The 20587-nt window shown below is 50.2% G+C and carries 19 protein-coding genes and 2 pseudogenes; 11 read left to right on the top strand and 10 right to left on the bottom strand.

Features of this window, described 5'->3' with window-relative positions; genetic code table 11:
• The first annotated feature begins 4 nt into the window (after positions 1 to 4).
• Positions 5 to 586, top strand: coding sequence for a DUF2913 family protein (locus BTJ39_RS21695; protein WP_045265539.1), 582 nt, complete (start codon positions 5 to 7; stop codon positions 584 to 586).
• Positions 587 to 1029: 443 nt separating this feature from the next.
• Here the strand turns inward: BTJ39_RS21695 and BTJ39_RS21690 are convergent, their stop codons facing one another.
• Both BTJ39_RS21690 and BTJ39_RS24955 read right to left on the bottom strand, forming a co-directional pair.
• Positions 1030 to 1587, bottom strand: a complete 558-nt coding sequence (locus tag BTJ39_RS21690; RefSeq protein WP_032635034.1) for a hypothetical protein — start codon at positions 1585 to 1587, stop codon at positions 1030 to 1032.
• 2 nt (positions 1588 to 1589) lie between these two features.
• Complete coding sequence (locus BTJ39_RS24955; protein ID WP_078004794.1) at positions 1590 to 1928, bottom strand: hypothetical protein; 339 nt, start codon at positions 1926 to 1928, stop codon at positions 1590 to 1592.
• A gap of 163 nt (positions 1929 to 2091) precedes the next feature.
• On the opposite strand from BTJ39_RS24955, the gene BTJ39_RS21680 reads away from it, so the two are divergent.
• From BTJ39_RS21680 to BTJ39_RS21665, 4 genes are all read left to right on the top strand, one after another.
• Positions 2092 to 2646 carry a recombinase family protein gene (locus BTJ39_RS21680; RefSeq protein WP_176110399.1) on the top strand — a complete coding sequence of 185 codons (555 nt, stop codon included), beginning with the start codon at positions 2092 to 2094 and terminating at the stop codon, positions 2644 to 2646.
• Entirely contained in the window at positions 2630 to 4291 is a 1662-nt protein-coding gene (locus BTJ39_RS21675; RefSeq protein ID WP_078004792.1) for a DDE-type integrase/transposase/recombinase, read from the top strand. The genes BTJ39_RS21680 and BTJ39_RS21675 overlap by 17 nt, the downstream gene beginning before the upstream one ends.
• The gene (locus BTJ39_RS21670) at positions 4281 to 5249 is read left to right on the top strand and encodes an ExeA family protein (RefSeq protein WP_078004791.1); all 969 of its coding nucleotides are present in this window, start codon (positions 4281 to 4283) and stop codon (positions 5247 to 5249) included. The genes BTJ39_RS21675 and BTJ39_RS21670 overlap by 11 nt, the downstream gene beginning before the upstream one ends.
• A 112-nt stretch (positions 5250 to 5361) precedes the next feature.
• Positions 5362 to 6309, top strand: coding sequence for an omptin family outer membrane protease (locus BTJ39_RS21665; protein ID WP_078004790.1), 948 nt, complete (start codon positions 5362 to 5364; stop codon positions 6307 to 6309).
• A gap of 264 nt (positions 6310 to 6573) precedes the next feature.
• Here the strand turns inward: BTJ39_RS21665 and BTJ39_RS21660 are convergent, their stop codons facing one another.
• The 3 genes from BTJ39_RS21660 to BTJ39_RS21650 all read right to left on the bottom strand — a co-directional run bounded on the left by BTJ39_RS21660 (position 6574) and on the right by BTJ39_RS21650 (position 8742).
• A complete protein-coding gene (locus BTJ39_RS21660; RefSeq protein ID WP_078004789.1) occupies positions 6574 to 7425 on the bottom strand; it encodes a restriction endonuclease in 852 nt (283 codons plus the stop codon).
• Entirely contained in the window at positions 7422 to 8072 is a 651-nt protein-coding gene (locus tag BTJ39_RS21655) for a recombinase family protein (RefSeq protein ID WP_032635036.1), read from the bottom strand. Before BTJ39_RS21655 ends, BTJ39_RS21660 begins: the two co-directional genes overlap by 4 nt.
• A 412-nt stretch (positions 8073 to 8484) precedes the next feature.
• Positions 8485 to 8742 (bottom strand): hypothetical protein, encoded by a 258-nt coding sequence (locus tag BTJ39_RS21650; RefSeq protein WP_078004802.1) that lies wholly within the window; start codon positions 8740 to 8742, stop codon positions 8485 to 8487.
• Between the two features lie 167 nt (positions 8743 to 8909).
• On the opposite strand from BTJ39_RS21650, the gene BTJ39_RS21645 reads away from it, so the two are divergent.
• The 4 genes from BTJ39_RS21645 (at position 8910) to BTJ39_RS24950 (ending at position 12308) form a co-directional block, all read left to right on the top strand.
• The gene (locus BTJ39_RS21645) at positions 8910 to 9248 is read left to right on the top strand and encodes a hypothetical protein (protein WP_072201940.1); all 339 of its coding nucleotides are present in this window, start codon (positions 8910 to 8912) and stop codon (positions 9246 to 9248) included.
• A 405-nt stretch (positions 9249 to 9653) separates the two neighbouring features.
• Positions 9654 to 10520, top strand: coding sequence for a ParA family protein (locus BTJ39_RS21635; protein WP_078004788.1), 867 nt, complete (start codon positions 9654 to 9656; stop codon positions 10518 to 10520).
• Complete coding sequence (locus BTJ39_RS21630; RefSeq protein WP_078004787.1) at positions 10520 to 11551, top strand: ParB/RepB/Spo0J family partition protein; 1032 nt, start codon at positions 10520 to 10522, stop codon at positions 11549 to 11551. The genes BTJ39_RS21635 and BTJ39_RS21630 overlap by 1 nt, the downstream gene beginning before the upstream one ends.
• A gap of 433 nt (positions 11552 to 11984) precedes the next feature.
• Complete coding sequence (locus BTJ39_RS24950) at positions 11985 to 12308, top strand: hypothetical protein (RefSeq protein WP_016247544.1); 324 nt, start codon at positions 11985 to 11987, stop codon at positions 12306 to 12308.
• Between the two features lie 38 nt (positions 12309 to 12346).
• Here BTJ39_RS24950 and umuC read toward each other — a convergent pair whose 3' ends face one another.
• Together umuC and BTJ39_RS25025 are read right to left on the bottom strand one after the other, a co-directional pair.
• Complete coding sequence (gene umuC, locus BTJ39_RS21615; protein WP_422386060.1) at positions 12347 to 13570, bottom strand: translesion error-prone DNA polymerase V subunit UmuC; 1224 nt, start codon at positions 13568 to 13570, stop codon at positions 12347 to 12349.
• A 161-nt stretch (positions 13571 to 13731) separates the two neighbouring features.
• Positions 13732 to 16482 carry a pentapeptide repeat-containing protein gene (locus BTJ39_RS25025; protein WP_196239597.1) on the bottom strand — a complete coding sequence of 917 codons (2751 nt, stop codon included), beginning with the start codon at positions 16480 to 16482 and terminating at the stop codon, positions 13732 to 13734.
• A 408-nt stretch (positions 16483 to 16890) separates the two neighbouring features.
• On the opposite strand from BTJ39_RS25025, the pseudogene BTJ39_RS21605 reads away from it, so the two are divergent.
• Positions 16891 to 17595, top strand: a pseudogene (locus BTJ39_RS21605) (IS1 family transposase).
• 398 nt (positions 17596 to 17993) lie between these two features.
• Here the strand turns inward: BTJ39_RS21605 and BTJ39_RS21600 are convergent.
• From BTJ39_RS21600 to vapC, 3 genes and pseudogenes are all read right to left on the bottom strand, one after another.
• Positions 17994 to 18688, bottom strand: a protein-coding gene (locus tag BTJ39_RS21600; protein WP_096777772.1) for an IS1 family transposase whose coding sequence is annotated in 2 segments (ribosomal slippage) — positions 17994 to 18442 and positions 18442 to 18688 — 696 coding nt in all. Because the reading frame shifts where the segments join, the coding sequence is not laid out codon by codon here.
• 58 nt (positions 18689 to 18746) lie between these two features.
• Positions 18747 to 19673 (bottom strand): annotated as a pseudogene (locus BTJ39_RS21595) (IS481 family transposase); the annotation flags it as partial.
• A gap of 118 nt (positions 19674 to 19791) precedes the next feature.
• Positions 19792 to 20178 carry a type II toxin-antitoxin system tRNA(fMet)-specific endonuclease VapC gene (gene vapC, locus BTJ39_RS21590; protein ID WP_078004785.1) on the bottom strand — a complete coding sequence of 129 codons (387 nt, stop codon included), beginning with the start codon at positions 20176 to 20178 and terminating at the stop codon, positions 19792 to 19794.
• 103 nt (positions 20179 to 20281) lie between these two features.
• On the opposite strand from vapC, the gene BTJ39_RS21585 reads away from it, so the two are divergent.
• The coding region (locus BTJ39_RS21585; RefSeq protein ID WP_139356346.1) for a helix-turn-helix domain-containing protein at positions 20282 to 20587 on the top strand (306 nt) is incomplete at its 3' end.

Below are 20587 nucleotides of genomic sequence, written 5' to 3'. Positions count from 1 at the left end.
TGATATGAGAAATATGGAAAAAACGGGTCACCTGGCATGGTGTGCTCTTATCGCCCTGCTGACAGCCAGGGAAGATGGCCTGGTTGAGTCTGAGTCGCAGGAAAACCTGTTTATCACCCGGTGGTTTGCGCAGGTGAAAAAACAGCGCCGTTTTTCACGTGACGTGGCCACCGATGTTGACTGGATCCTCAACCAGGGCCGTACGCTCGGCGTTCGTGCGCGGCTGCGCCATAAGCTGGATTATCTCTGGCGTAGCTGCACCGGCGAACTGTCTGAGCAGAACGACCTTTTTCGCCTGACCTACGCACTGGAGCTGGCGAAGCAGTACGACTGGGGGTATCACGTCCTCAGCGACAGTGAGTGGAGCGGTCGAAATAAGATTCTGCCATCGGCATCGGTGAACAGTATCTGTCTGCTGAAAAGCGCGCTGGATATCGGTTTTAATGATGACGGGACGCAGGTGCTACCTGTGCCTGCGAGAATTGGCGGGCGCGCCGAGGGGCTTAATGCGCTGCTGAAAAGCTGTGGCTGGGAGGCCGTCAGTAATGACGATCACTGGAAACTGGTGACCATCAGCGCTGGTTGACCAGCAAAGAACGGGTCGCGTGAATGCAACTCTTAAGGGGGCAGCCTGGATATCGATAATTATTTTACGCTAAGGCTGTTTTTTTAAGCTAATCTTGCTCGTCTATCTTGAACATCTTCACAGCGCATAACTTGTTTCTTTGTGTGCACTGTGCGTACCTGATAGAACTACATCTTCTTACTCAAGTAATTACTCCTAACTTCCGACAAGATGTACTATCTTCTTCAGAAAGTCCTTGCGGCAGTAAGAACTACATTACTTGACTTATCTACGTCAGATAATAGAATACTAATAACGGATGGTTACAGGGGTTCAGCAATGAATCGCATCCCGCAGCCGGAAACGGTTCGACCAGTTCGAAGCAAATGCGACCTGCCCTGTTTAGTCTTGATTATCTAATCAAACTAAATGGCTGAGGCCCCCGAAAGGGGGCCGCCACTTTCTCACCTGTTGTTAACTTCCTTCGGTCGTCCACTGTTTCTTGGCTTTTTTGCCGTATCCACAGCAACCTTAAATAAGCTAACTGGCTTTTGCGGGATAGGCTCGCCCGGTGCACCAGGTCCAGTACGAGCAAAAAATGCCGAAAGAACGTGTATACGCATCAAACGGTTCTCTTTGAAGAATGCAACGCAGATCTTGTATGGCTCAAGCTGGTTCGTAGCACTATTCATCATCTGAAGCGTGAAATACTTTTCTTCAGTGGTCTGATAGAGCATCAACGATGGAAGGTTGGGCAGAATGTGTTGCAGTTGCTTTGATGCTTCATACCGTTCAAGACAAACGGAGATCGACTCTCTCGCATCTTGATATTTAAAGGGGATGTTGTAAGGCGTACCGTCTTTAGTGAAGCAGTGCATGCCATAAGTTACGACAAACTTAAAATCTTGCGTCTTACCTTTGTAGGTAATCTCATGTGCATTCAAATGTGACAAAGAGTAACTCTGGCCGTTGTGAGTAAACGGCGCCCATTCCTGCACAGATTCAATATGGTACTTAGCCACTGTCATCCCCAGCTATTTTTTTTGAATTCTACCATAGTTTTTATCCGCTCAAGCTGAAGTGCTAATGCTGCAAGGTGTGGAGCTGTAATCCCACCAGTTACGCTGATTGTAGACAGGACAGGAAGCATCATTTGCTTATGTTTGGATAAATTTCGTCTATCTTGATATATAAGTGTAGCGGCTCGCGTTTGAAAACGCCCATGCTCGCGTTTATCGGCTTTTTTGCTCACATTAACTGCAAATGAAAATCCCCGCGTGCTCACATTAACTGCCACTGTGCTCGCGTTTATCTTTTCATGCTCGCAATCATTTTTCCCGTGCTCACAATAACTGCAAATCAAAATTCACCTCCCGACGCCACCAACCGTCCTTTTTGGGTATACCAAAACGAAACAATTCGGTGAGACGCTTTTCATGTCTCATTAGGGTTGTTTTTAATGTGTCCTCGTGCTAGTTTTTGTCCATCTAGAGGCAAATGAGACATTTCAAGCAAATATGGCCGTTATGTATGGGTACGCCCGCGTTTCAACCAACGATCAGGATCTGGCCCTGCAGACACAAAGCCTGCGTGATGCCGGCTGCGAAATTATTCGCGCAGAAAAAGCCAGCGGCGCCAGCCGAAAGGGACGTTCCGAATTGCAGCTGTTGCTGGACTTCCTGAGACCTGGCGACACCCTTACCGTCACGCGGATCGATCGCCTCGCCCGTAGCATCAAAGACCTCCAGGACATTGTTTTTGCTCTGAATCTGAAAGGCGTTACCCTCAAGGCGACGGAACAACCTGTCGATACGCGTACCGCCGCTGGCAAAGCCTTCCTCGATATGCTGGGTGTTTTTGCCGAATTTGAAACCAATCTGCGCCGTGAACGTCAGTTGGAGGGGATTGCGGCGGCGAAAGCACGCGGTGTCTACCGCGGCCGCAAACCTTCTATCGATCCGGCCGAAGTGCATCGCCTCTATGTGGACGAAAAAATGGGAGCAACCGCCATCGCCCGCAAACTTGGGATTGGCAGGGCATCGGTCTACCGGGCTCTGGATGCTTATGGACAGCCGGCGTAAGGTTATCCCTGCGGATTCGTTGCTGCAATTGCGGCAGCGGCTTGATCGTCTGCCCCCTAAAAGCCCTGAACGGGCCTCTCAGATTGCGTCTGTCGCCGACCTGTACGGCGTTTCTGCCACCTCGGTCTACCGGGCTCTCCGGCGTGACCTGAAACCGCATGCCGCCCACCGCCGCGATTACGGCAAATCTAGGGTGTTGTCCACCTCGGAGCTGGAGCTGTATTGCGAGATTATCGCAGCCCTGAAACTGCGTACCACCAACAAATCCGGTCGTCACCTGTCGACGTCCAGGGCGATACAATTACTTGAAGAACATGGGGTCGAGGTTGGTCAGGGACTGATCAAAGCGCCGCCAGGATTGCTAAGTCGCCAGACAGTGGACCGTTATATTTCCCGGTTTCGCCTCGACCAGTCCCGTTTATTACGGGAACCGCCAGCCGTCAGGTTTCAGGCGGAATACAGCAATGACTGCTGGCAGTTCGATATGTCCCCGTCCGATCTCAAACATATCGAGCGGCCTGAATGGGTTGATCCCGCCAGAGGCGAACCGACGTTAACGATATTCAGCGTCGTGGACGATCGTAGTGGCATCACCTATCAGGAATATCGGTGCGTTTACGGTGAAGACGCCGAATCGGCATTGCGTTTTCTGTTTAATGCCATGGCACCCAAACCCTCAATTCCTGAACCCCATCTCCAGGGACGCCCCAAGATGCTGTATCTCGACAACGGCCCCGTTGCCAAAAGCCGGGTATTCAGTAACGTGATGCGGGAATTGCATATTGACTGGCAGACGCATCTCCCTGCCGGCAAAGACGGCACCCGCACCACGGCTCGTGCCAAGGGCAAGGTTGAGCGCCCATTCCGGACCGTCAAGGAAGCGCATGAAACCCTTTACCACTTCCATAAGCCGGAGACAGAGCACCAGGCCAACGAATGGCTCTGGCGTTACCTGACGCAGTACAACAACCAGCGCCACCGCAGCGAGAAGCACTCCCGCATTGAAGATTGGGTGGCGAATTTACCGCCAGAGGGAGTGCGGGACATGTGTACCTGGGAGCAGTACCGCCGCTTTGCCCGTGAACCGGAGTCTCGTAAAGTAGGAAGTGATGCTCGCGTGACGGTCGACGGCACCGTCTATGAAGTCGAACCGGATATGGCAGGCGAAACCGTTATTCTGCAGTGGGGCCTGTTTGACGACGAGATGTTCGTGGAGTTCGACCATGAAACATGGGGGCCCTATTTTCCCGTTTCGGGACCGGTTCCCCTGCACCGGTATCGGACATTTCGGCGAGGGAAAACGGCCGAGCGGTCGGATCGGATCCATTCCCTGGCCGTCCAGCTGAATGTCCCCATCAGCGCGCTGTCCGGCAGTGATCTTCAACTGGTCAACAATCCCCAATCCGGCGACGATTTAAAGCATCAGCCGTTTGATATCACGGAGTCTGAATACGTCTTTCCGACGGTTATCGCCGCGAAACTGGCCATTGCCGATGACCTGGCAACGCCACTGGCCAAACTCTCGGACGACAACCGGGCATTTATCGATGGCGTTCTGGCGCAAACGCTGATCCGCCGCGAGGTACTTGCCCGGATCAGGGAACACTTCCGCAACCGATTATCAGGAGCAGACCATGCGGGTTGAGGTAATGGAGCATTATGGGCTGACTCAGCCTGTTGCACAGGCCGGATACTATGAAACTGCCCACCACAGGCAACTTATCAAGGATATCAGGGGGGCCATCGATGAAGGTCGTCTGGTTGCCGTCTGCGGCGTGGTAGGCAGCGGCAAAACCGTCACGCTTCGCCGACTGCAGCAACTCCTCAGAGAGGAAAAGAAAGTCATCGTGGCCAGGTCGCTGTCGGTAGAAAAGCAAAACATCAAGCTGGCCACGTTGATTAACGCTCTCTTTTACGATCTGACGCAGGACAAGATGGTCCAGATCCCCAAGCAGGGTGAACGGCGTGAGCGGGAACTGCAGAAACTGGTAAAGAAGGGCAAACGCCCGGTGGCGCTGTTTGTCGATGAAGCGCACGACCTGAACGGTCATACGCTTATCGGGCTCAAGCGGCTGATGGAAACCGTGGAGGATGGTGGGGGACGATTGTCAGTCGTGCTGGCAGGTCACCCCAAGTTGCGTAACGACCTGCGCCGCCCGACCATGGAGGAAATTGGTTACCGTACCGATATCTTTACCCTGGACGGTATCACCGGCAGCCAACGGGAATATATTCACTGGCTGCTCAGTGCCTGCGCGGAGCAGTGCAAACCGGAAGATATCCTGACGACCGACGCTATCGAACTGCTGGCTGAGAAACTGCGCACGCCGTTGCAGATCCAGCTGCATCTGACGCTGGCCATGGAAGCCGGCTATCAGACAGGAGAGAAGCCGATAACAGCATCGCTGATTGAGTCGGTCCTCTCGAGGCAGCTGAACGACCTGGAGCCGACCCTGACGCGTCATGGGTATCGTCTGAAAGAGATGGTGGAACTGTTTGACGCCAAGCCGGCGGAAATCCGGGCTTTTTTCAATAATCAGCTCGACCCGGTGCGATCGTCAGAGTTTCGTGACAGGCTGCTGGCCATCGGGTTGCCAATTTGATGGTTTATAGGCAAGTAAGTTGCCTCTGCCACTGGTGAAGGCAACTTACTTGCTTTCAGGTCTGACCGACCTGAAATCAAACCTTCATCTATTGTCAAAGGAATGGTTAACAATGAATAAATACATGATAACGTTGGGTATTTTAGGTTTGACGGCAACTAATATTACTCTAGCTCAAAATGAGAAAGGACCTTATGCCGTAAATTTTGCCGCCGATAGCGTTACCGTCAGTACCGCGTTGGGTTGGCTTGGTGGTGAATCCAAAGAGTATGTGTATGACGCAGATACCGGCAGAAAGATCAGCGAGCTCAACTGGAAGATTAACAATACACCCATAATTAAAGGTGATATTTCCTGGGATCCGCTTTTTTGGTTGACGCTGAATGCAAGAGGGTGGACCACATTAGCTTCAAGTGGAGCGGGAATGGATGATTATGACTGGATGGATGCGGGGCAAGCGCATTGGACAGATTGGTCTAATAGCCCAAACACCCGCCTTAATCATGCTAATGAATTTGATGTCAATGCCAAAGCCTGGCTGGTAAAACGCCCTGATTATAAAGTAGGTGCGGTAGTTGGTTACCAGCAGACCCGTTTTAGCTGGACCGCTTTTGGTGGCCACTACCAATACGATAATGGCAGTAATATCGGCAATTTTCCTCGCGGAGAACGCGGCATTGGCTACCAGCAAAAATTCAGTATGCCGTACTTAGGTCTGGCTGGCGGCTATCGGTATCGGGATGTTGAATTTAATGCATTGTTGAAGTTCAGCCCGTGGGTTGAAGCCAAAGACAACGATGAACACTATATGCGTGATTTGACCTTCCGTGAAAAGACCAGCGGCTCCAATTATTATTCGGCCTCGGTGGATGTAGGATATTACGTCACCCCTAACGCCAAAGTATTCACCGAGTTTACCTGGAGCCGATACTCTCAGGGTAAAGGGGGTACGCAGATAATTGACCGTGTGAGTGGCGAATCGAGCCATGTGGGCGGCGATGCTGCAGGTATAGAAAATAAAAATTATAGCCTAACAGCGGGTCTGCAGTACCGCTTCTGAGCGTATGGTTAATACTGAGGTATACAAAAAACCATGAGACACCGAAATGTCTCATGGTTTTGTCTTGTTGTGGTATACCCAAAAAGGACGGTTGGTGGCGTCGGGAGGTGAATTTTGATTTGCAGTTATTGTGAGCACGGGAAAAATGATTGCGAGCATGAAAAGATAAACGCGAGCACAGTGGCAGTTAATGTGAGCACGCGGGGATTTTCATTTGCAGTTAATGTGAGCAAAAAAAGCCGATAAACGCGAGCATGGGCGTTTTCAAACGCGAGCCGCTACATATAAGTTGCCAGTTTCGGCTGCCCGTCTGATTTTTTCTTCCATCAACATTCTGAAACTGATGTTATTTTTTAACATGAGAACAAGATCATAACCGCTGACACAGATGACCTTCTTTCCCCTCCCCCATGCATCCAGACCACTTTTTGTAAATCCAGCCCAACTGATAAATACGCCGCGAGCCCATGAAATTTTCTGATCCAGCTTGCCATGAAATGCATGGAGATCAGCGTTTCCTGTTTTAGTGCTATGCCACTTTGCTTCCACAAGATAGGTTTCATTATTTAACAGAAAACTGCCGTCAATCTGTTCGCCCTTCAACCTGAATGCGCCTTTAGGGGAAAGATAGAAAGCGGTAAATAGTTCGTTAAGCCATAATTCAAAGCTGTGACCCCGTTGGTGAGGCGGTTGGTTATGGAGGGTTTCCAGGCCTTTAAGAAAATAATTATTATCGATGCCGGTGGGGACGATCAATGCGGGTGTCTTGCCGGCTGCTGTAAGACTGTCTGCCCCCTGAATTTTGGATATCAATCTACCGTAGACAGCATCATCCTGAGCAGTGATCACGTTGTCAGGCATTGTTTTCCTGTGTTCCCAGAGTCGAGTGACCACTCTAAGAACTGTTTCCCTGTCATCTTGCTTCAAAAGGCAACGCAACCGCTTCATTTTTGAGTCGCCATCTTTCCGATAGATGTCGTTGTCTATATCGATTGACAGCTCAGATTCGAAAAACTCGCGCATTGATTTGTTTGTGAAATTCAGAACATAGCCTGCATTATGTGGGTCTTCAAAAAGCTGGTTTATATTTTTGATATCACTTTCTGTAAATTTCATTCTTTATTACCGTAAATTGTAGCCTGCCCAGTCTGACTGTTTTTACAAACCCGAATAACAGTCATTTTGGAAACGCCTGCAAGACGCGCTGTCTCATTTAATGATTTACCGTTCAATAAACGTAATGTCCTTATAAGTTCATGCTTGGCCATGTCCGGCTGTCTCCCTGCATACTTACCCTCAAGCCTGGCCTTTTCAATGCCCTCTTTCTGGCGCCTTCGACGATCCTCATAGTCTTTGCGTGCTATAGCTGCAAGCATATCGAGCATCATCCCATTTACAGCCCTGAGCATGCTGCGTGTAAAGTTGTCTGAAGCAGCATGGGTAAGCGCTATATGGCTAGTTGGGAGATCTAGACTGATAACCGAAAGTTCTTTTTCAATTATCCGCCGTTTAAGTGTATCCCAGTCGGCATCACTCAGACGTGAAAGACGATCTACCTGCTCAATCAGAATTACATCACCTGATTCCATATCAGACAGCATCCGATTAAGTTCCGGACGGTCGAGCGATGCTCCAGATGCGTTTTCAACATACCAGCCAGCTATGCGTTGTCCATGATGAGCAGCAAACTCCTTCAGTCTGGTTTTTGCTCGAAGTGCATCCTGCTCAATTGTTGACGCGCGAAGATACGCATAAATGTACATTTTATCGCCTGTGGTTGCTTTTAAGTGGTATCATAATTGTGGGTAACATTTAAATGGTATCTTAGCAGGGTTTTAGATTCTAAGTCGCTAGCATCTTTTGGGGATACCCAATTGTTACAACCTGACGCGCCCGGTGGGCTTGTCCAACCCCTCCCCTGTTCAAAAACGAGTTCTGAACAGACTCACGGTTTGCGCTGCTTGTCAACAAAATAAAATACGATCACCTGAAATATTTTGTGGACACTTTTTCCGATAGTGCCGAAATGTCCAATATGGATAGCATTTTTTGTGCATTACAGAAGGGCCGCAACAAGTGGATTAAGATGGCAAACATAATGCTGGGCAGAATTACCTGTACGTCCAGGTAAGGAGGTAATAAAGCGAGGACGTAAAAAAGGCCGCTGGCGCAGCCTCAGTCTGGATAGACGGAATCTTTCCTGGCATTTATGCCGCCAAGCATAACTCGTTCTTTATCCGGCAAATGTACACCTATCATACGAAGAATAAAGCCGCGCCAGCCCTGATTAACCTTCCGGTTATAACCGTAAAGGTCAGCATTCTCCGTTTTAAGCTTTGACCACTCGTAACTGAGCGTCGTGTCATCAAGTTCGGTAATGTGCTTGACCTCATCACCGATACGTACCGTGTTAACTCCGGTTCCCGTCTTCATCATTACCTCGCATGTTGCTGATTAATTCATTCTACCAGGACAGATCGTGCAGCGCCACTGGACAGAATTAGCTGAGTGTCCAACCCATTGCGGCGCAGGGATAAAGCTGTAAACTTTTACTGATGAACAAAGTAGCCCGTTGGGCATAAGACAACACGGAGCAAACGTTGGCTAAGGTAACCAGAATTCAGGCCGGAAGATACGCAGTAGATGATGGGCGTTGCATTATAAAAAATAACTCTGGGTGGCTTATTGTCGATGCTAATGGCGCTCATGATTTTGGACCTGTCCCCACATTAGCGGCAGCTAAGGAATATGTTGAGTCTGGTACTGTTCCGCTAAGGCAGCACAATTTCTCTACATCTCATGGTCGAAGACAAAGTAAAAAAGAGTTTAATGCGTATTTGGCATCTGAAGCTAAAAATGGCAATCCAATGCCAGCCATTCTTTGGGTAATTGTCCTTTGCATCATCTGCGGTATTGTAGTGGCAGTTCGAGGTTATTAATCAGGACCACTGGCATGACCTTTCTGAAAACCCCAATGTGCTAGGCTGACGTGCCCGTCGGGCATATCTAATCCTTCACCTGCTCAGATGCAAGCTATGAACAGGCGCTGTGCGTCAACAAAATCAAATATGATCACCAGAAATACTCAATATGTGATTTCGCATGCGAAAACCATTGCGTATCATTATTGATACTTAATGGTTTTTCTGTATACTGTTTGTGTCGTCCTGAAAGCACGACAATCAACGCAGAGGCAGATAGCTGCTTCTGCATCTGGCGAAACGCCTGACTCATAGGAGTGTGTATGAAATACCGTAATCATCTCATTACATTACTGAAATGCTCTCTCAAGTCGTGCCGCCCCTTCTCAAACATTTCGCATGCGAAATCTTAAGGACAGATCCATGACCCTGAAAATTGGACCCATCGGAAAACTCATCGTTGTATGCAGCCAGAAGGGCGGAATCGTTAAATCGCAGTCATCCAGTGAAATTGCACATGACCTTCGTAGTGCTGGCTTTCGTGTGCTTGAAATTGATATGGACTGGACAACTGGTCTGACGGAGAGGGCTTTCCCCGATGACTTACCTTATGAAATTGAACGTGAACCTTTAAGTAACAGTTTTACTCCTGGCGAGTCGAACACATATCAGCTTTTCTTCCCGGATACAGAGGTTCGACCCATTGAACTTCCCGGCGGGCGCTTCTTTATTGGTGCTACCAGTGAACTAAATGAAATTAACTATCGCAACAGCGATTGCATGTTCGACTTCAGGGACCGTATTGAAGAACTGAAGAAGCAGTTTGATTTTATTATTGCCGATTCAGCACCATCATATTCGAATGTCATGATCGCAGCTCATATGTCAGCTGATTACCTTCTAATCCCTACTCTGCTGGAGAAACAGGCCCGTAATGCAGTAGGTAAACAGCTTGCCTATATGCAGAAAATTAAGCGGAACTATAACCCTTCTCTCCAGTTTATGGGGACGTATGTGACCCAGACGCAGGTGAAAAATTATAAAAAGCCGCTCAAAGAAGGGTATCTGGGGCCTATTGATACACTGAACCTGAATCTCCTCATCGAGATCCTTCAGGGTAAGGGGTACTCCGAAGAATACATTCTCGCTTATATATCATTTGTACCTGCAGCTGCAAAAGAGGCAATCGAGCTTGGTCTATCCTTTGATGAATATGACCCTAAATGTCTTCCTGCAATCCAGTATAAAGAACTTACACAGAAAATTATTAAGCTCGCTGGAGGTAAGTGATGGCTAAGAAACCGTTCATGAAACGTCTCCAGGCGCAGCAGGAAATGAAAAAAAATGCGACTGCTGTACCTGATATCGAACATGTCATTGTAAACAAACAGCCAGATGAGCAGAGCCATGATATAGCTGCGCACCAGATTATGGCGGATATAGCACGCCCGGACATCGAACCTGATGGGCAGATAATCCGTGTAGATATAAATCTTGTATATGCTGAAGAACAAGTGCGACCTGAAGAAGACTTCGATGAAGAAGTTATCGAGGGTATGTCGGACACCTTTGAAACTATAGGGATGCTTACTCCACCTCGTTGCTATCCTCGTGACAGGCGCGGCTACCAGATATGGTTAGGCGAAACGCGTGTTCGTACTGCTCGAAAACGTGGTGATACCCATATTGATATTTATGTTGGTAAACCACCGAGGGAAAGAAAAGAACGCATCATCGGTCAGCTCATTGAAAACCTGCAGCAGTCTGGTTTGAAACCTTTAGCGACTGCAAAATCGTTTTATGAGCTCAAGCATCAGTTCAACATGACAGGTGAGCAGATCGCAAAAACGATGGGCAAACCTACCTCGTTTGTGAGTAAACACCTTCGTCTCATTGATGCACCAGAAAATGTTACTGCCCTTCTTCGGGATAAAGTTACATCCGATGTCGATCTGGCATACACATTGATTCAGGTGAATGAAAACTCCCCCGAAGAAGCCGAGAAGCTCGTCGCAGCTGCGAGGGAGTCAGGTATTTCACGCGCGCAGGTTAAAGCTGTTCTTGATGAAGTAAAGAACAAAGGCAAAGATAAGATTTCGCATGCGAAATCTAAGGCTCAGAACAAAAAACCTGCCAGGCCTGTAGACAGCAATTCAGGTGTAAAACACTGGCAGGTCGTTGTCGACATAGACGGTCAGCAAGGGACTATAATGACTGACCGCGCGCCAGACGCAGAGGGATATGTGTGGGTGAAACTGGAAATTGGTGAAATTTCAGTTGAGGCATCTGAACTCCGTGTTAAAGGGATGCGATCTCAGTAATGAAATCTACTCCATTCACCGAAATGGCCACGGAATTCCGTGGCCAAATTGTCCGCCTCTGGGCGCTTCAGTATCCCGGAACTCAATCCGAAGCTGCTGCCGCACTAACAGAAGCGGCTATCAAACTTGGGTACGTAACAAGAAGCAGGCCTGTACCCGGAGCAGCGTTAGCCACATGGTCCTTGAGCCCGGCAGAAACTCCGTTATGGGCGGCTCAGACGGCATTAACGTTGATGCTCGGCGCCGGCTGGAAGCCAGAAAGTAACCAAGACTGGTGTGGAATGTCGGCGCTTATATTCAGATCTAATCGTACACTTCCACTTGAGCAGCTCGTCGCTTCCTTGCCTGAGAACATAGACAGGCGAACCGCTACCGGATGGCTCGTGGCTGCAATCGAAGAGGACGCCCATTACCGTTATAACAGGAAATCCAGATGACCTTTCAGGAGCTTGATGCTTGTATCGCAGGTTCTGGCCGTCGTTCTATAGCTTCAGCGTTGATAGCTTTTATTCTTGATGCGCTTGATGACGGACAGGACGGAGTTGATCTTGATAACTTCCAGGGCCACACACACTTCGTTCGCAATAATGTAACTACGGTAGCCAGCTATCTGCAGTTGCATGGGATTATTCAGGTACTGTATTACCGTGATGGTGCTGCAGAACGTCAGTATGAGTCCGTTAATAATTACGGGCGGTGGGCGAAGCAGCACTATCGGCCCTCTCAGGCACTCATACAGCTGCACAGGCGTGATTAATTCATAAGATTTCGCATGCGAAATCTTTAAGTGTCCGATCACCTTATGATGGCCATCGGTAGTTCGTTCCACCTGGTCGTATATGCAGGAGAAAGCATTTCTCGTTTCATTTGCCACTCAGGTGCGATGCCTCGTCCCGCAAACCACACTTTCCCCAGACCGGAATGGTTAATACCGTCCACGACTTTCATTAGCTGATTACTGTTGCTTCGGGGCTGAGTATCATCGAACAGATTCAGCTGCGAAACCCCGGTAGGAGTGAAATCATTGAGCATGCAACCTGCTTTTGCATACCGATGGCCATTCACCCAGATCCGATCCAGTGCTTTCACCGCTGCGGCTATGATGTCCCTGGTATCCTGCGTGGGAGTCATCAGCTTTTCACTGGCCACATTCCCGTAATACGGTTCGTTCACAGCGAACGGTGACGTCTTCACAAAAACGGCAATATGCCTGCAGAACTGACGCTCACCGCGCAGCTTTTCAGCTGCACGCTCAGCGTACTGACAAACTGCCTGGCGCATGGCTTCATACGTCGTGACACGCTCCCCAAAGGACCGGCTGCAGACAATCTGCTGTTTTGGCGGCGGCGCTTCTTCAAGCGAAATACAGCTTTCTCCGTTGAGTTCCCGAACGGTTCTCTCCAGCACAACGCTGAAATTTTTCCTGATAAATACAGGATTCGCGCGCGCCAGCTGCAGTGCCGTAGTGATGCCCATCGTATTAAGCGTTTTTGAGATCCTGCGACCTACTCCCCAGATTTCTTCCACCGGCTGTAGTGAGAGCAGTTTCTCCGTTCGCTTTGGATTGCCTGAAGTCAGAGCAAGTACGCCACCAAACTGCCGCCATTCCTTAGACGCCCATTGCGCGCTTTTAGCCAGCGTTTTGGTCGGCCCCATCCCGACGCCGATTGTCAGCCCGGTACCGGAGCGCACTTTCTCGCGCAGCTGCCGGCCGAAGTCCTCAAAATTAATGCAGCGGTCTATGCCGCGAATGTCCAGAAACATCTCGTCGATGCTGTACTGCTCCACGCGCGGCGCCAGCTCCTCAAGATGAGACATAACCCTGTTCGACATAGACGCATTTATGTGGAATGGAAAATCAAGGGCACTGTTGCAAAGATCAGCAACTTGGTAGAATTTGGCAATAAGTCTGGTTACCTGATGACGCCTTAATGCGACTGACCCCGGATAAAGCCGATGCCCGGCCTTAAATCGTTCCGCCGGGCGCAGAGTCCGCTGGCCAGCATCGAACTTATACATATGCTGCGCAAAGGGGCAATACCAGCCCCCCTGCGGGGACGTTCTGCCCCCCGGCAGAGCAGCTTTACTTTTTGATCGTATCAAAAAACAAGCAATCCAGGATTCTGTCAACCCTGCCGTTAATGCGACGGAGCCTTTTCAGCTCCTTCCGGTCTGACGCATCAGCGCCAGGCCGGCGGCATAATATCCGCCAGCACCTCAGGAAACTGCGAGTTGATATGTCCAGTCATCATCCGGGATAACACCTCGCTGCAGGCAAACGCTCTGTCCAGGCCCAGCAGCCGCTTTTCCCAGTCTTTAAACACCTCCGGGGTAAGCAGAGACGCGTCCAGCGAATGCGCTTTATCCATCAGTGCATACGCATAGTTTCTCAGCAGCTGCGGCGAGTCATCATGTGTACCAAAAATGTAACTGGAGGAATATCTGGTAAACACGGCGGCCAGGCAAAGCAGCGTCCGGCTTTTGTCTTTGTCGCCGGCATCCCCTAAACCGTATGTGCGGATGACCTCATCATAGTGCGCGTCGCTCAGGCGACAGCGACCGCTTTCTGCCGCAAACCTGAGTTTGGGGGTGAATATGTCGCTCAGACTACGCTGGGAATCGGTATCGACCAGCTTTGTCGCCGAGGTTCGCTTACCTGTGGCCGTGACAAACGCCTCATGCAGACTCCCCAGGTTCAGTGCCTTAAGTAACAAGCCGAATCGGGCTTTTTTATGCGCGTACTGATAGCTGTCCTGAAATAACGGGAAGTCTCTGGCAAAGAGCTCACCGGGTGCGGGAAACTCGTCCTGCGTCAGGCAATGCTCCGGGCCCCGGTACAAATAAAATTTATCCCACGCGGAGTCCGGCCCCGGCCTCAGCATGTTTTTCAGCGAATTCTGCGACAGTAACATGGTGCTGAACGCCCCGGAGCGTGCACCCTGCCCGGAGGCGACAAGAATATAATTAACCGCATCCTCATCTTCCCAGTCAGGCTTCTGGCTGAAATCGCCAAAAAATGACGTCCCGCAATAGGGTTTTATCTGGTCGTGCTCTAAATATTTTGTATAAAGACTGGCGGCCTTTTCTTTCATCGCCGGGCTGCTGCTTGCCGACATTCCAAGGGCAATAACCTGAATAAACGCCCCGTTGTGGGTGAGCATCATTTCCGGCTTCTGAGCGAACAGATTAAAGGACTGATTGAGCACGCCCTCATTCCCGGGGAGGGGCAGTCTGTTATATTGCTGCAGGTATTTTTCGCAGACCGTATCCATCCATCCGTTAATCTCTGCGTCCTGGTTATAGGGCGATTTTGAGAGAACATCCATCAGCGGGAGAGCCACTGCGGACGTGTCGGCCCGCGCATCCCGCAGCGACCTCACCAGTTCACGGGCCATGTGTAGTTTTAAACCAGCGTGCCGGTCAGCAATGCGGTCCATTCTGGTCAGCCAGCTGCCGTCAGCGGTATTGTTTATATGATTGAGATGTACGTCTAAATTATCGTTATCCCATTGAGGAAAATGCAGCAACGCTCCTTCGCAGGTAAAACTGTCCGGGTCAATGCTGAGCAGCTGCTCCCAGTCCAGGCTGGCCCCGTTCAGGTTGGCCCCGCTCAGGACTGGCTGGTAGCGTTCAGTCCCCCTGGGGAGCCACGACTCGCCGTATCCCCTCAGCTTAGTCCCCGTCAGGTTGGCACCACTCAGGTCTGCATTCCTCAGGTTGACTTCACTCAGGTTGACTCCACTCAGGTTGGCACCACGCAGGTTGGCACCACTCAGGTTGGTTCCACTCAGGTCGGCTCCATGCAGGTCGGCACCACTCAGGTTGGCACCACTCAGGTTGCGATTCTTCTGAAGTACCTCTTTCAGGTCTGTATTCCTCAGGTCTGTATTCATCAGGTTGGTTCCCCACAGCGATGCATTCCTCAGACTGGCACCACTCAGGCTGGCACCACTCAGCTCAGCCCACCTCAGGTCGGTACCCTCCAGGTTAGCGCCTTTCAGGTTGGTTCCCCACAGCTTTGCATTACTCAGGTTGGCACCACTCAGATTGGCACCACTCAGCTTGGCACTACCCAGATCTGCCTCGCGCAGGTCTGCTTTCCTCAGGTCTGTATTCATCAGGTTGGTTCCCCTCAGGTCGGCACCACGCAGATTGACATCACTCAGGTTGGCACCACTCAGGTTGGCATTACCCAGCTCTGCCTTGTGCAGGTCTGCATTCCTCAGACTGGCACCACACAGATTGGCTCCACACAGGTCGGCTCCATGCAGGTCGGCACCACTCAGGTTGGCACCACTCAGGTTGGCACCACTCAGGTTGACACCACTCAGGTTGACACCACTCAGGTCTACCCCGCTCAGATTGATTCCTCTCAGGCTGCTATAACACAGGCTGGTTCCCCTCAGGTCGGCACCACCCAGCTTGACACCATCCAGGTTGGCAGAATTCAGATTGGCCCCCTTCAGGTTGCTTCCTCTCAGATCTGCCCCACTCAGATCTGCACTAATCAGGTCTGCCCTGCTCAGGTCTGCTCCAATCAGGTTAGCACCTCTCAGATTGGCTCCCCTCAGGTGGGCATCTTGAAGATTTATACCTTTAAGATCAGACTCTGCCAGGTCAATACTCGGCAGGCAGGCGCCCTGTAAATTGACCCGTCCGTTAACATCATAAAACTCACCGCGTAACGGTTTATGAAATGGTTTTGACTTCGCTATTTTTTTTCTTAATTCCACAGCCCGATCTGTTAATTCGGCTTTGTCCAAAATTTTTTTACTGTATACAGTGTTGCTAACGCCAGGCTTCCTGACCTCGACACTATAGTTCCCGGGCCGGGGCAGCGAACGGATTTGAATGAGATGCTGTCCGAGCCGGATGTCCTTTATACCGTCGCGTATATCCCCCTGCAGTTTACTGGCCCCGGGCGTCGTCATTACGTTACAGACAGAGGTTATCCGGCCTAAGAGCGTACGAGGGGGAGATAGGGTATCTGCAACGACCGCCATCAGGCGGTCAGCGCTTCTTTGTTCAGGGTTTATTCGCATAAGTCAGTCCGGGGTTAAGGGGGCCTCAGCCAGAAGCGCAGCTGACCACAACTGCAGACTATGCCGATATCAAAAAACGTTTTTCGCATTAATTTAAGGGACTGTTGCAAAAATCTGTAGATGATAAACTCATCCTCACTTTTTGCTGACGGAGCACCATTCAAAGGCCGGCATTTTCAGCGCGACATCATCCTGTGGGCTGTACGCGGGTACCGCCAATAGGTTGTGTCGTATTAAGCTTGGGTCGTGACGCAGACTTAGTGTTGTTGTATCCTTTGCCTTTTGGATGGATGATTGATGGCAAAGATTGATGTGGTTTGTCCCCGCTGTTCTGAAATTCATGGGGTTATCCGAAACGGCCACTCCGGCTCAGGGGCGCAGCTCTATCGTTGTAAACACTGCCTGAAGACCTTCCAGCTCAGCTGTCACTACAACGGTGCTAAACCCGAAATCCATCAGGCCATCGTTGATATGGCGATGAACGGCTCCGGATGCCGTGATACAGCACGGGTTCTGCGGATAAGCCTCAATACCGTTCTGCGTCACCTAAAAAACTTACGCCGCATCAGGTAGCGCAAAACGCAGAGCCTGGCGCAGAGGTGGTTATCTGCTGTGAAGCCGATGAGCAGTGGTCATATGTCCGGTGCAAAGGTAATCAGCGATGGTTGTTTTATGCTTACGCTCGCATCCGAAAGCGAGTCCTTGCCCATGTCCCCGGTCCACGCAATGCTCTGACTTTAAAGCGTCTTCTTGTACTGTTGAGCCGGTTTAAGAACGCTTTCTGCATGACTGACGCCTGGCCGGTATACCGAACACTGCTCACTTCAGCCAGCCATGTTACATGTTATAAGCAAAAAGTATACCCAACGGATAGAGCGTCATAATCTTAATTTGCGAACTCATCTCAAGCGGTTAGCCCGTAAGACTATCTGCTTCTCAAAGTCAGAAGAAGTGCACGATAAGATTATAGGATGGTACCTGACAATTAACCATTACCACTAAGTCTGCGTCACGACCCAGATATCGTAGTATTAACAGCATCGTCAATAAGATGTGATATATTATGGTCAAAATGAATAACCGCGCCAGTTCGGTTATCATGATTGTATAAAGTTGCGATAACACAAGTTTGTGCATTTAACGAATAAAGATAGTTATCATCTTTTTTGCTGTTATAGGAAGATATAACCCCTTCACCTTGCATAGCTCCCCGGAGATAACATGGTGACACTTTCCCGGGGAATGCATCCTGTATGTAATGAACTACACCAATAAATTCATTTTTAAGTGACTGGCTTCCTTTTTCAGGGAGGGAAGATATTGGTTGTTGTATAACGGGAGTGATTGGCATTATATTCTCTCAATTTAATGGATGTACAAACTATGGGTGATGCTTCCAATTAGTAGAACATGTGTTTTTCGATAAAGGCTCCGATGACTTTTTCGTGGAGCTCAGCTGAGCGCGAGAAGCCGCTCGTTTTACGAGCCAGCCGCTTAATGCGGGTGCGGAGCGTCAGGTTATTACGCTCAATACGTTGGGTAAATATTTTACCGGTCAGATGCTTATCTTTCGGTACTTCTCTGGCATAACTTCCCCAGTCATCGCTGGTTATCATTCCGATATTAAAAGGGGTGAGTAGCGCCAACAGCTCACGACAGGTTTCATCCGTCCGTGGCCCGAACGTATAAGCCAGAACACCGCCCGTTTTGGTATTGTATGCATACCAGAGCCAGTGCTGCCGGGCTTTACTGCCGATAAAGGCCCATTGCTCATCAAGCTCGCAGATAAGCGCCACGTCAGCATGAGCAACCGGAGAGGAGGTTATTCGCTTTGGCGAGAGTTTTTTAAAGTGCGAATGACGGTATTCATGCCGATTTTTAGCGTTCTTGCGGTATCGCGAACACCGGCACCGTTGAATGCCATTTCGGTGATCAGCTCTTTGACACCGGGTTTACGGGCTTCATAGAGGTAAGTCAGCAGAAACACGCGGTGGCAGTCACGGCAGCGAAATCTGTCACGGCCTTCAGGGTTCTGCCCATGCCGGTAAACCAGAGCAGACTGACAACGGGGACAATGAACATTAACGCTGGCCATGAGAGAACCTCAAAAGCGAGCATTATACAGCAAGTTCAACCAATTGGAGGCATTACCCATTATTGTAATGCCACAACCAGTTGTCCAGATCTGCCTGCAGACTTTCAAGGTCTCCATATAACTTCCTGCGGAACGTAACCTGGTAAAAATCCTGCAAAATGGTTTTATGGAAGCGCTCGCAGATGCCGTTAGTCTGCGGAGACATCGCCTTCGTTTTCGTATGGTCGATGTCGTTGATGGCCAGATACAGCTGATAATCATGCTGCTCCACTCTGCCACAGTACTCCGTACCCCTGTCGGTCAGTATTCTCAGCATCGGCAGTCCCTGTGCCCCGTAGAACGGCAGTACACGATCATTGAGCAGGTCGGCGTTTTACTCGTATACAGCTTACAGTGCGCCACTTTTCGAGTATGTATCCACGAACGTCTGCTGGCAGATACGGCCAACACCTTTCAGATTGCCCACGCAGAAGGTGTCCTGCGACCCCAGGTAACCCGGATGTGCTGTCTCGATTTCACCGCAGGCCTCGTCATCGTGAGCCTTCTTCTCCAGTGCTGCGATTTGAGCGTCGGTAAGCACGATACCTTCCCTGGCGACCTTTTCCTCAAGCGCCTTCAGGCGTTTACGGAAGTTCTCCAGGTCGTGTCGTTGCCAGATGGAGCGCACGCCACTGCCCGAGATAAACACGCCTTTTTTACGCAGCTCATTACTGGTCCGGTGCTGTCCATGGGCCGGGAACTCGATGGCGTAATCAACGACAGCGCGTTCCGTGGCCTCATCGGCGCGGTTCTTCAGGTTGGGAACCCGACGGTTCTGGTTAACCAGGGCATCGATACCACCTTCTGCAGCCAGTTCCTGATAACGATAAAACGTGCCACGTGAGACGCCCATGATCTTACAGGCTTTTGATACGTTACCGAGTTCCCCGGCGAGATTGAGCAGCCCGGCTTTGTGTTTGATGATGGGATTGTTAGTATGAAGCATGAGAGTTACCTCGTGTTTTGTATAAGGATTAGACACCCATATCAAAACCGGTAACTCTCAACCTTTCAAGGTCCAGTGTCAGATCAAGTCGCGACTAATACAAATTAAGGGACGCAGCCTAGCACCAGTCTTCTGTTCGGATACCCGGAATACGTTCAAACTCGCGAAGGTTATTTGTGACAACTACCAGTCCGCGGCTACGGGCATGTCCGGCAATCATCTGGTCGTAAGGTCCGACAGGCGTTCCCTTGCGGGCAAGTTCGGCCCGGATTTGCCCGCTATGTATCGCTGCCTGCGTGTCATAGTCCAGGACCTCCAGGCGGGATACAAACCCCTCCACCACGGCAAGATTACGTTCCGGTGCCTGGCTTTTTTCAGCACCATAAATCAGCTCCATCAGGGTGACGGAGCTGATACACATTCTGGACGTGTTGAGGTTGAAGCGTTCTCTGACGTGTTCAGGCTTATTTTTGATGGTGAAAATACAGATATTGGTATCAAGCATGAATTTCAGCTATTAGGCGACAATTACCCCGTCCGATTCGCGACAATTACTCTGGCCTGTTTGTAACCTTAGCGTCCCGTTTTTTCCCCACCCGGGAGAGGTTGTGGCGCTGAATATCAGGCAGGTCAGTTTTTACATGACTCAACGTAATAAAGGTCTTACCCAGGAAGCCGCTGCGGCTACTGCGGGCATCTCGGTCCGTTCAGGCCGGCGTATTGAAAAAGGACAGTGGCAACCGTTCGGGGAGCGACACTGGCGGACCCGCCAGGATCCTCTGGAGGATGTCTGGCTGAGCGACATTCTTCCCTTACTTGAATCCCGGCCGCAAATCTCGCCGGCAACGGTTCTTGAGTATCTGCAGGAGAAATATCCGGGCAAATATCCTGATAAGCTGCGCAGGACGTTACAG

It is taken from the genome of Izhakiella australiensis, assembly GCF_002006995.1.
Lineage (GTDB): Bacteria > Pseudomonadota > Gammaproteobacteria > Enterobacterales > Enterobacteriaceae > Izhakiella > Izhakiella australiensis.
This window is presented reverse-complemented; position numbering and strand designations above follow the sequence as displayed.